The following is a 12,378-nucleotide window of genomic DNA, read 5'->3' on the forward strand; positions in this document are numbered from 1 at the left end:
ATTTAACTATTAATATTGGCAATGGCTGGGCGATTACTCAGCCATTTTGGCTAACTTTTTTCGCATCACACTGTAATAGAGCACAGGGATCACGACTAAAGTCAGCAAGGTTGATACTAATATCCCGAAGATTAGACTGATGGCCAGGCCATTGAAGATAGGATCGTCGAGAATAAACAGGGCGCCAATCATGGCCGCAAGCCCTGTCAGCATAATGGGCTTAGCACGCACGGCGCCCGAGTGGATCACCGCCTGTTCCAGCGGCACACCGGACGCCGTCTCATGATTGATAAAATCAACTAATAAGATGGAGTTACGCACTATGATCCCCGCAAGGGCGATCATGCCTATCATGGAGGTGGCTGTGAACTGTGCACCAAGCAGGGCATGGCCGGGCATCACACCTATTATGGTCAGCGGAATAGGCGCCATGATGATCAGCGGCACTGTGTATGAGCGGAACTGACCCACCACTAGCAGGTAGATGGCTATCATGCCCACGCCATAGGCTATGCCCATGTCTCTGAAGGTTTCATAGGTGATTTTCCACTCGCCATCCCAGAGCACAGCGACTTTATCCAGCCCGGTAGGTTGATGGATAAAGTGTTGATCAAAGCCCAGACCATTCTCTGCATCGATATCGGCGGCCATCTCGAACATGCCATAAAGGGGGCTGTCCAGTGGGCCTGCCATATCGGCGACCACCATGATCATGGGGATCATATTCTTGTGAATAATGGGCGCATCTATCTGAGTCTTGTTGATATGCACCAGCTCAGACACTGGCACGGCGCCGCCTTTTGAGGTGGTCAGTTTCAGATTGAGCACCTGCTCAAGATCCACCTTGGCATCTTCATCCAGCTGGAGTTTAATCGGCACTGGCTTTTGCTGGTGGGGCTTATGCAGATAGCTAACGGCCTTACCGCCAACGGAGGTGGCAACCAGATCCACGATATTCTTGTAGGGCACGCCCATCATGCTGGCCTTAGTGCGGTCGATATACACCTGCCATTTTTGCTGCGTTGCAGGCAGATAGATGTCGATATCGACCACGTCTGGCGTCTGATGAAATAGCTGCTCAATCTCCCTGGCCGCTTTTTCACGCAGCGCGGCAGTGGGGGCATAGACTTCGGCTAAAATCGGTGACCAAACTGGCGGACCAGGTGGCACTTCGACCACTTTGATCGCCGCATTATATTGTTTGGCTACCGCCTGCAGTGCCTGCCTGACATCTAAGGCGATAGTATGGCTGTCGCGATCTCGATGCGACTTGTCTACTAAGTTGACCTGAATATCCCCCAGCTCCTGACTCAGCCTTAAGAAATAGTGTCTCACCAGACCGTTAAAATTCATCGGTGCACTGGTACCGGCATAGAGCTGATAGTTATCGACCTCTTCCACTTGATTGAGCGTCTGTCCCAGCGCCTTGAGCACTCGCTGAGTCTGCTCGACTGGCGTGCCTTCTGGCATATCCACCATCACCTGAAACTCAGATTTATTGTCAAAAGGCAGCATCTTTAACACCACCAACTGCGCTACTGGCAGGCTGATGGCCATGAATATCAGCAGTGCGATAGCACCAGCGAGTCCTATTCTGGCCTTGCCTGAGTGAGCCCCTTTCACAAAGGGGGCGATCAGGCGGGTAAACAGCTTCATCATGGCCGTTGATTTTTCATCGGCTTTCTCTGGCGTGTGTTCATCCCCTTTAGGGTGCTCCTTTTTATGCTTGAGCAGTTTAGTCGCCAGCCAAGGGGTGACGATAAAGGCGATAGCAAGGGAGATCAGCATTCCCATGCTGGCATTGATGGGAATAGGGCTCATATAGGGGCCCATCAGACCCGAAACAAAGGCCATGGGCATCAAGGCGGCGATCACAGTAAAGGTGGCCAGAATCGTCGGGCCGCCCACCTCGTCGACCGCGACTGGGATCAAGGTCTTAAATGAGTGTTTACCCAGCGCCATATGGCGGTGAATATTCTCCACCACCACTATGGCATCATCCACCAGAATCCCGATAGAGAAGATCAGCGCGAACAAGGAGATACGGTTGAGGGTAAAGCCCCAGGCCCAGGAAGCGAACAGGGTAATAGCCAAGGTAATAAGAATCGCTATGCCCACCACCGCAGCTTCTCTGAGTCCCATGGTGAGAAACACCAGTATGATGACGGCCGTAGTGGCAAAGATCAGTTTTAAAATCAGGGTATTGGCCTTATCGCCGGCGGTTTGGCCATAGTTGCGCGACAGGCTGATGTTGACATCTTTGGGCAGCAGTATGTTATCAACCCTGTCCAGATGGGCCAGAATATTGTTGGCAATATCGACGGCGTTTTCCCCCGGCTGCTTGCCAATGGCCAGGGTGACGGCAGGGTAGACGCCCTGTTTATCGCTGTGCCAGGCGTACTGTGTAGGAATATCGCTGCCAAGGCTGATGCTGGCAATATCGCCAAGGTAGACGGGCACACTCTTGCCATTTTCATCTTGATGCACGGCGACGACAAGTTGCTCAACTTCCTGCTGGGATTGCAGGAACTGACCGGTTTGCACCTTGATCTGCTGATTATCCTGGATCAGGGAAACCGGCATAGAGACACTATTATTGCTGCCAAGACTTTGATTGATGGCATCATAGGTGAGGCCATAGAAGTTCATCTTGGCGGCATCGATACGCACATTGAGGGTTAACTCATGGCTGCCCACTATCTCTATCTCACGGGTACCGGGCAGGCGCTTGATCTCAGTGGCCAGACCGTTGGCAATCTGGGTGAGCTGCTCGGCCGACTGTGCCTTGGATTTTGACCAGAGCGTCAGGCTGACGATAGGCACATCATCTATGCCTCTGGGTTTTATCTGTGGCTCGCCGACACCGGCCTGCGTCGCGACCTTATCCTTGTTGGAGTAGATCTGGTTATAGAGTTTGACTATCGCCTCGTTGCGGGGGATCCCCACCTCGAAAACGACAATAATCATGGCGCCATCGGGCTGAGAGAAAGAATAGAGGGTATCGACCCCTTTTATCTGCGACAGCACCTGCTCCATCGGCTGGGTAACGACCTGCTCCACTTCGCTCGGTGTCGCGCCAGGGAAAGGCACATAGACATCGGCAAAGGTGACATCTATCTGAGGCTCTTCCTCTTTTGGGGTGACCAGAATAGCAAACAGCCCGAGTAAGATCCCCAGCAGCGCCAGCAGAGGGGTGATGGCACTGAGCTGAAACAGTTGCGCTAGGCGGCCGGAGAAGCCGAGCCCTTTGCTCTGCTCGAATTGCGATTGATTGTCACTGGGTAACTGCGGTGAACTCATCTTATTTTCCACTCCTCGAAATGCGCTGTGCCATTATTGGTTGAGATTAAGCAAGATCTGAGCGGCATCGGTGGCGATCACATCGCCATCGGCCAGTCCAGACAGCACATCCACATAGCCTTCATGTTCTGCGCCCAGGCGCACTTGGGTCAGCTGGAATTTGTCTCCCTGCTGCAGATAGACACCACTGAGTTCATTTTGGTAACTCACCGCAGACTTGGGCACAGAGAGCCGACTGCGCTCACCCGTGGCAAACTTGGCTTTGACCCACATGCCAGGCATCAGATCCGGCAGGGATTTAGGCAGGGTGATCCTGGCTTGATAGCTGTAACTGCTCGGGTCAACAAAGTTAAAGATAGTCAGCTCATCGGCCTGAATCGTGCGCTTATCCTCAAGCAAGATCTCCACCGAGGTCTGCTTTCGCAGGGCGCCGATATAGCGCTGGGGAATGTAAGTAACGGCGCGCATCTGCTCGGTGGAGAAACCGCTCAGCAGTGCCTGACCGGGAGACACTGTTTCCCCTTGCTCTACATACCTTTGGGTGACTATGCCGGAAAATGGCGCGCTGACCACAGTGTATTGCAGCGACTCGTTGGCCTGCACTATGCGCGCCTTGGCGGCAGTGACAGCTTGCTTGGCTGCGCGGGCATTGGCGATGGCCTGATCCATGTCGCCCTGAGAGATAGCGCCTTGTGGAAATAAGGCTTCGAAGCGACGTCGCTGTTTTTGCGTCTCCTCATTCTGAGCCACGGCTCTGGCGTAATCAGCTTCGGCGGCGGCCAGCTCAGCCCCTTGGGTCTTGCTGGTGATCTCAAGTAAAGGTGCCCCCAGGGGAACCACATCGTTAATGTCGTAATAGATCTTGATGATGCGACCCGATGTCTGCGCCGAAACCGTTGCCGCCTTAGTGGCTTCAAGCTGGGCATCTAAGGTTAACCATTGCTGCTGCGGTTCTGACTTTAACGTCAGGGTGTTAACAGGCGCGGCAAGACTGGCAGCGCTTGCACAAATGGCGGTGCAGGTTAGCAGGAAAGAGACAAATCGCTTGGAAATATTCATAGGGTTTAATCGCATTCGCTAATATTCATAAGAAAATTCTAATGGACTTTAATGATGAGTGCAATCATTTATTAGAAAAATACGATGAATATTGTCTTTGATTGAGTTAGGTCAAATATAGTCTAATTATTAACCGCTTAACGGATTTTTCCTGTCGAACTTGCCGTCTATTATCCCAAGTCAGGTTTTGGCAAATTTTTCATCGTAAGCTGCGAGATTGTTTGGGCTGTGAATAGCGACTGAGCATAAAAAAATCCAGTGAGTCTATCACTGGATTTTTGTTTAAAGTTTAAGGCTTTAGCTTTCAAGCCTTTCTAAGAGCGGATTACTCGCTGCGGTTAAGACGGGTCTCGATCAGCGTATCGATAACCGCAGGATCCGCCAGGGTAGAGGCATCACCTAAGTTGGTCACTTCGTTAGCCGCGATCTTACGCAGGAAGCGGCGCATGATCTTGCCCGAGCGGGTCTTAGGCAGACCGCCGGCCCACTGGATCAGATCCGGTGTCGCCAGGGCGCCAATCTCTTTGCGAACCCATTGGCGCAGTTCTTGGCGCAGCTCCTCGCTCTCCTCTGTGCCCTTGGTAAGGGTCACATAGGCGTAGATCCCCTGTCCCTTGATGTCGTGTGGGTAACCCACAACCGCAGCCTCGGCCACATGCTCGTGGGAAACCAGAGCACTTTCGACTTCGGCTGTGCCTAAGCGGTGGCCAGAGACGTTAATCACGTCATCGACCCGGCCGGTGATCCAGTAGTAACCATCTTCGTCACGGCGGGCACCGTCGCCGGTGAAATACATGCCGCGGAAGGTCTTGAAGTAGGTGAGGGCGAAGCGTTCGTGATCGCCGTAAACGGTACGCATCTGACCCGGCCAGGAATCTAGGATCACCAGATTACCTTCGGTCGCGCCATCCAAGATGTTACCCATGTTGTCTACCAGCGCAGGCTGTACGCCGAAGAAGGGGCGAGTGGCCGAGCCGGGTTTAGTGTCTGTGGCGCCGGGCAGCGGGGTGATCAAAATCCCGCCAGTTTCCGTTTGCCACCAGGTATCGACGATAGGGCAATGCTCATGGCCTATCACCTCATGATACCAACGCCAGGCTTCTGGGTTGATGGGTTCGCCCACAGAACCCATGATGCGCAAGGATCTGCCATCGAAACCGTCAAACTGCTCCTTGCCTTCGGCCATCAGGGCGCGAATAAGGGTCGGTGCCGTATAGAGAATATTGACCTTATGACGGTCGACCATCTCTCCTAAACGGGCAGGGGTTGGATAGTTGGGCACCCCTTCGTGGATTAAAATGGTTGCACCGTTGGCCAGCGGGCCATAGACCATATAGGAGTGGCCAGTGATCCAACCTACGTCAGCAGTGCACCAGTAGATCTCACCCTCTTTATAATCGAACACATATTCGTGGGTCATAGAGGCGTACACCATGTAACCACCTGTGGTGTGCAGTACCCCCTTAGGGTTACCGGTTGAGCCTGAGGTATAGAGTAAAAATAGGGGGTCTTCTGCGCCCATCTCTTCGGGTACACAATGCTCAGAGGCTGTGTCCATCAAGGAGCCCCACTTGATGTCGCGACCTTCAACCCAGTTGACCTTATTGCCGGTGCGCTCAAGTACAATCACTTTCTCGACTGTCGTCACATCGGGATGAGACAGAGCGGCATCTATATTGGCTTTGAGTGGAATAGTACGGCCGCCACGCACCCCTTCATCGGCGGTGACTATGACTTTTGACTTGCCATCGATCACCCGCGAGGCGATAGAGTCCGGCGAGAAGCCACCAAAGACCACAGAGTGAATGGCACCAATGCGGGCACAGGCCAGCATCACCACGGCGGCTTCCGGCACCATAGGCATATAAACAGTAACTACATCGCCGCGGCGCACGCCCTGGCTGCGAAGGGCATTGGCAAATTTACACACTTCTTTGTGAAGTTCGCCATAGGTGAGGGTGCGCTGCTGCGCTGCGTCATCCCCTTCCCAGATAATCGCTACTTTGTCGGCATTTTTCTCCAAATGCCTGTCGAGACAGTTAACCGATGCGTTAAGGGTGCCGTCATAGAACCAGTTAATTGAGAGATTATGGTCATCAAAGGAGGTTTGCTTTACCTGAGTGTAAGGCTTAATCCAATCGATGCGCTGACCATGTTCTCTCCAAAAACCGTCAGGATTGACTACTGACTCCTGATACATTTTTTTGTATTTTTCTTCGTTAATGTGTGCTTTATTGGCGATGCCGCTTGGCACTTTATAGAGAGACTGCGTGCTCATCTGACTTCCTTTTATTACTTATGATGCATAGTAGAAGTATGAATTGCTTGGATGACTTTGCTCTATTAGACCTTGGTCTATCAATAAAAATATCTTTAATTTTTAGTGTTTTGCGATGATTTTTGCGATAGATTTAGCCTAGAGTTTAGCGTGAGATAATAAAAAAAACGGAAAACCTATGAACTTGACCCTAGTTGTGGGCGTGATAGCTATTTTATATGTGTCATTACTTTTCTTACTGGCCTGGGGGGCTGAGCGCTGGTTTAGTGGGATCACCAAAAAAATACAGAGCTGGATCTACGGCTTAAGTCTGGCGGTTTACTGCTCCTCCTGGAGTTTTCTCGGCACTGTGGGGCAATCGGCGCAGGATCTCTGGTCGTTTCTGCCTATCTTTGTCGGCCCCATGCTGATTTTCCTGTTTGGTTTTGGCCTACTGCGCAAGATGGTGATAGTGACCAAAGCGCAGAACATTACCTCGGTGGCCGACTTTATCGCTGCCCGTTATGGTAAGTCCCAGACCATAGCGGCGCTGGTGACCTTAATTGCTTTATTCGGCATCATGCCTTACATCGCCTTGCAGCTAAAGGCCATGGTGTTCAGTTTAAATCTGTTTCAGCCAGAATCCTCCCCCTATAACGGTGCCAAAGTCTCCTTAATCGTCACAGTATTATTAGCTGTATTTGCCATCTTATTTGGTACCCGCAAGCTCGATGCCACCGAGCATAATCCAGGCATGATGCTGGCCATCGCTTTTGAGTCTCTGGTGAAACTCGGTGCTTTCCTGCTAGTGGGGATAGTGGTTTGTTTTGGTTTCTTCGATGGCTTTAATGATATTTGGCAGAGGGCTGAAACAAGAGGCCTTATCAATAATCCTCATCTGCGGCTTGAATACCTGATGCCGCAGTTACTGGTGGGGATGGCGGCATTTCTCTGTATGCCGCGCCAGTTCCACGTGACTATGGTCGAATGTGTCGACGAGAAAACCTTGCTCAAGGGCAGGTGGCTGTTTCTGCTCTATCTGCTGCTGTTTGGTCTGTTTGTGGCGCCGCTCGCCTTGGCGGGTAAAATACTCTTAGGTGACAGTGTCGCCGCCGATACTTATGTGATTAATTTGCCGCTGGCGCTTGAGCATCCTGCGATTGCCTTAATTGCACTCTTAGGAACCCTATCTGCCGCCACTGGTATGCTAATAGTGGCTGTGGTGACCATTAGCGTGATGGTGAGTAATGAATGGCTGGTGCCCCTGCTATTGCATTCGGGCAAGATCCGCCAGAAAAATTTCAGTCAGTTTTCTCATTTTCTCCTCAATGCGCGCCGAGTCGCAATTATTTGCATCCTTGCATTAGGCTATTTCAGCTACCTCACCTTCATGGATAGTGACTCGCTCTCAACCTTGGGAATGCTTTCATTTGGTGCCTTCGCCCAGCTGGCGCCAGCCTTGGTGGGCGGCATGTATTGGAAACATGGCAATCGGCGCGGTGTCTATTTGGGCTTGCTGGTGGGCTTTGGTCTCTGGTGCTATATCCTGGTGCAGGGCATGGGCGAGATAAGTGGAATTCTCGAAAATCACCAGAGCCTGCTTGGTTCGATAAATACCAATGTGCGCGACATATTAACGGCATTAGTGGCCAACCTGTGTTGCTATATTTTGGGCTCTATCTGGTTTAGGGCAGGGGTAGCCGAACGTATTCAGGCCAGTGCCTTTGTGACACCCGGCCAGCTAAAAAACAGTACCAGTCGGCGCTCGACACCTATATCCCAGCAAGATCTCTTGATCCTCGCCAGTCGCTTCGTTAGTCCGACCCGAGCCTATGAGAGCTTTTCCCGTTTTTCTGATGATGCGGTGCGCAGCGACAGTTGGCATAAGGTGGCTTCTCCTGAGCTTATCGCCCATACCGAGCATATGTTAGCCGGGGTATTAGGGGGCTCGAGCGCCGCCCTGGTGATGGACTCTGTATTGCAGGGCCGCGATCTGGCCCTCGATGAGGTGTTTAATCTGGTGGATGAGGCCTCATCGAAAATTATTCTCAGTCAGGATATGCTGCGCGGCGCAATCGAACATGCTTACGAGGGGATGAGTGTGGTCGATAAAGAGTTTAATCTGGTGGCCTGGAACTACAAATACGCTGAGCTGTATGGGTATCCGGATGATTTTTTACAGCAGGGGATGCCGATCGCCGAGGTGATCCGCTTTAATGCCAAACGGGGTTATTGCGGCGAAGGGGATGTTGAAGAGCATGTGGCTAAGCGGATGCAGCACATGAAAAACGGCACAGCCCATGTGTCTGAGCGTGAGCGGCAAGATGGCAAGGTGATTAAAATTCAGGGCAATCCTATGCCCAGTGGCGGCTTTGTGATGACCTTTACCGACATTACTCAGTACCGTGCACAAGCCAAGGCGCTGCAGGAGTATAACGAGACCCTGGAGGCGCGAGTTAAAGAGCGTACCTATGAGCTGGCCATGCTTAACAGTCAGTTACTTGAGGCCAAGGCGCAGGAGGAGAATGCTAACGCCTCTAAGAGCCGCTTCCTCGCAGCCGTGGGTCATGACTTGATGCAGCCCCTGAACGCCGCGCGCCTGTTTACCGCGTCTCTGGCGCAATATCCCCACTTAGATAACGAGGGGCGCACCACACTTTCTCATGTCAATAGTTCATTGAAAATTGCCGGAGAGCTACTCACAGATTTGCTCGATATCTCCAAGCTGGACTCGGGCTTGGTGGAGGTTAATCGGCGTGATTTTTCTGTCTCCGAACTGCTCGAAGGCCTGTCGGTCGAGTTCGATGCCATGGCCAAAGATTATGGCATCAGTTTCTCTATGGTACCGAGTAACGTGACCATCAATTCCGACTTAAGCCTGCTGCGCCGTATAGTGCAAAACTTCCTGACCAATGCTTACCGTTATGCCAAGGGGAATCGGGTGTTGCTGGGGTGTCGCCATCGTCAGGGCGCGCTGGAGATCCAGGTGCTAGACACCGGCTGCGGTATCGCCAAGAAGGAACTTAAAGAGATCTTCAAAGAGTTTAAGCGTCTGGAAAACCCAGAGAGTAAGAGCGTTAGCGGCCTAGGGTTGGGACTGGCCATCGCCGATCGCATCTCCCGGGTGCTGGATCATGATATCAAGGTGGCATCCAAACTCGGGCAAGGCTCGATGTTCTCCATTACCGTGCCCCTAGGCGACAAGTCCCATGTGGTGGCGGTGAAGAAACCGAATCTGATTATGCACTCCCTTGCGGGGGTGAAGGTGCTCTGTATCGATAACGAAGAGGCGATTCTGGCTGGACTTGAGAGCCTGCTCAGCCGCTGGCAGTGTGAGGTGATCTGCGCCAGCGATCTGGCCGATGCGCGCATTAAGCTTGGTCTTAAAGGGGTCGCGCCCGAAATCGTGCTGGCAGACTACCATCTGGATCATGGCCAGAATGGCGTCGATGCCATGGATGGGATCCGCGCCCTCTATGGCGTCCATCTGCCGGGGGTGTTGATCACAGCTAATACTAATAAAGAACTAATTGAAGATATTGAACGCCGTGGCTATCACTATATGGCCAAGATGATTAAACCGGCGGCGCTGCGAGCCTTGATCTCTAGCCTGATCAAGAAGTAACAGATTAAATCACCATCTCAGTTAAGGACGTCTTTAAAAGGAAAAGCATAGTGCAATTACAACAGGTTCATTATCGAAGTAAAACAGAGGAAACATGTCAAATTACCCCCAGTAAAGTGGTGTGTGTGGGGCGAAATTATGTGGATCATATCCATGAGCTCGCCAATGAGATCCCAGAGCAGATGGTGCTGTTTGTTAAACCTAACTCGGCTATTTCAAGCCAGCTGAAGAGTGTTCATCAAGAGCCACTGCACTATGAAGCCGAGCTCTGCTTTATGGTGAAAAATGGCGCCCTGCATGCTGTAGGAGTGGGGTTAGACTTGACCAAGAGACAGTTGCAAAGCGAGCTTAAAGCCAAGTCACTTCCCTGGGAGCGCGCCAAAAGCTTCGATGGTTCGGCGCTGTTTAGCCAGTTTGTTGATCTAAGTATTGAGCTTGATGGCGGTCTAAATGAAGGGCTGGATTCACTCTCCTTTACGCTGCAAATTAATGGTGAGTTACGTCAGCAGGGGGATGTCAGTCTGATGATGAACAAACCTCAAGCCATTTTGGCAGAAATCAGCGAATTTATGACGCTAATCGACGGCGATATTATCATGACAGGCACACCCAAAGGGGTGGGGGTAATACAAGCCAAAGATGAGTTGACCCTGTCGCTGTTTAGCCAAAACACCTTACTCACTCAGGTGAGTTGGGTTGCTAGCTAACGAACTAACTAAGCCTGACCTCTGGGGTAATGATGCTCTTTTTATAGTAATGGAGCTCATATCCCCATTGTTCAAAAGTGAAGGGGTGACCTTAGTGCAGACGCTGCTTCGGGGCGCTTTCCGCATCTGACCGACATGGATGTTGGGAATGCCGAAAAATGTCGGGAACATTTTCAGCTGACCTCCAAGGATGGAGAGAATGCTTTCAAATTGATCTATCTGTGAGCTCAGTGCAGACGCTGCTTCGGGACGCTTTTCGCCATCCATGGCCGCTTAACGAAAACATCTGACCTCCAAGGAGGGAGGAAATGCTGAGAAATGTCGGGAACATTTTCAGCCTTGTTTTCGACACCCTCAGCCGCATCTACACTTGGCCATTCAATAGCTTCAATTATGCGGTATTCACATTGAGTAGCGAGTAAATGCTAAGTTGGTTGTACTTATTTCAAACTCAATTTGCCGTGGTCAAATACCCGATGGCACGCTATGTATTGAAAGAGAATGGCTCGGTTATGCAGAAATATCGCCTAGGTGTTTGATAGTTCAATAATCGAAAAATGGCATAACGAGCCCGCCAAGGCTCGAATAAGTAATGGCACGTTTTATCTGAGACATTGATCCATTGCCAGAGGCAAATACAGCTGATAAGTTACTGCTATTGTTTAATAAAATACTTAATGGTGTGAAGAGAACTGAGCTGTGGATAACTTCCATAACCGGAAATTCGCGCAATAAGCTGTTATAAGCCATAAGGAACATCGGTGAACAAATCAACATTAGGAAAATTAGATGTTATAAGCGTATTTATTTCATGGGCGCTATTATTTACATTTGTTTGTTCGTTGATCTACTTTAAGGTTTTTTCTGGATCTAATTCCAGTGTTTCAGTCATGTTGTATATCTTTGGGGCATTCTTTATAGCAGTATTGGTTCACATAGTTTTAGCTTATTTCAATCGATGCCCACATTGTAATAAGTGCTTAACAATTCAAGGTTTCAAGGCGTCTCATCCAGCTTCAAGCGGTAGTTGGGACAAAGTAGTATGGCACTGGTTTTCAGGTTCAATAGTTTGTATTCATTGCGGGCAAAGAGTAGCAACAAATGGCTTATAACAAGTTGCTCAAGTTCGTTCATAAACTCACTGGGACAATTAACAGTTGGCTTGGCGCTTCGCGCAAGTTTAGCCAACTGTAAATTGCCACTTAGCAAAGCGTTACACATTAATTTTTTGAATGAGTTAGGTTCAGCGAAAAATCTCATTTCTCGCCAAAAACTTTCAATAAAACACATAAATCGACTCATGACCGCCGAAGTTCGAGTGAGCTGCTTAGGTAGAATGGAGCAAACATACGAGGTCATGGATGGCCTCGTGTAAGCGAACAGGGAGGTCTTGAGCGGTTTGCGTAAGTCTAGCTAAGCTGTGCATTTCC

5 protein-coding genes are annotated in these 12,378 nt (G+C 50.7%); 2 read left to right on the forward strand and 3 right to left on the reverse strand.

What is annotated here, in order from left to right:
• Window positions 1–33 precede the first annotated feature (33 nt).
• The 3 genes from LZP69_RS03705 to acs all read right to left on the reverse strand — a co-directional run bounded on the left by LZP69_RS03705 (window position 34) and on the right by acs (window position 6,637).
• On the reverse strand, window positions 34–3,300 hold the full coding sequence (locus tag LZP69_RS03705; RefSeq protein ID WP_234198826.1) for an efflux RND transporter permease subunit: 3,267 nt from the start codon (window positions 3,298–3,300) through the stop codon (window positions 34–36).
• Window positions 3,301–3,333: 33 nt separating this feature from the next.
• Complete coding sequence (locus tag LZP69_RS03710) at window positions 3,334–4,359, reverse strand: efflux RND transporter periplasmic adaptor subunit (RefSeq protein WP_234198827.1); 1,026 nt, start codon at window positions 4,357–4,359, stop codon at window positions 3,334–3,336.
• Window positions 4,360–4,684: 325 nt separating this feature from the next.
• Complete coding sequence (acs, locus tag LZP69_RS03715) at window positions 4,685–6,637, reverse strand: acetate--CoA ligase (RefSeq protein ID WP_234198828.1); 1,953 nt, start codon at window positions 6,635–6,637, stop codon at window positions 4,685–4,687.
• 178 nt (window positions 6,638–6,815) lie between these two features.
• Between acs and LZP69_RS03720 the strand changes: the two genes are divergently transcribed.
• Together LZP69_RS03720 and LZP69_RS03725 are read left to right on the forward strand one after the other, a co-directional pair.
• Window positions 6,816–10,241 carry a hybrid sensor histidine kinase/response regulator gene (locus tag LZP69_RS03720; protein WP_234198829.1) on the forward strand — a complete coding sequence of 1,142 codons (3,426 nt, stop codon included), beginning with the start codon at window positions 6,816–6,818 and terminating at the stop codon, window positions 10,239–10,241.
• A gap of 50 nt (window positions 10,242–10,291) precedes the next feature.
• The gene (locus LZP69_RS03725; protein ID WP_234198830.1) at window positions 10,292–10,948 is read left to right on the forward strand and encodes a fumarylacetoacetate hydrolase family protein; all 657 of its coding nucleotides are present in this window, start codon (window positions 10,292–10,294) and stop codon (window positions 10,946–10,948) included.
• Window positions 10,949–12,378: the final 1,430 nt, after the last annotated feature.

It is taken from the genome of Shewanella sp. AS1, assembly GCF_021412565.1.
In the GTDB taxonomy this organism is placed as follows: Bacteria; Pseudomonadota; Gammaproteobacteria; order Enterobacterales; family Shewanellaceae; genus Shewanella.

What these genes read in the sequence shown, in the direction of transcription:
- acs (WP_234198828.1), bottom strand. Translation starts at nt 6,637, where the DNA reads ATGAGCACGCAGTCTCTCTATAAAGTGCCAAGCGGCATCGCCAATAAA.
- LZP69_RS03705 (WP_234198826.1), bottom strand. Translation starts at nt 3,300, where the DNA reads ATGAGTTCACCGCAGTTACCCAGTGACAATCAATCGCAATTCGAGCAG.
- LZP69_RS03710 (WP_234198827.1), bottom strand. Translation starts at nt 4,359, where the DNA reads ATGAATATTTCCAAGCGATTTGTCTCTTTCCTGCTAACCTGCACCGCC.
- LZP69_RS03720 (WP_234198829.1), top strand. Translation starts at nt 6,816, where the DNA reads ATGAACTTGACCCTAGTTGTGGGCGTGATAGCTATTTTATATGTGTCA.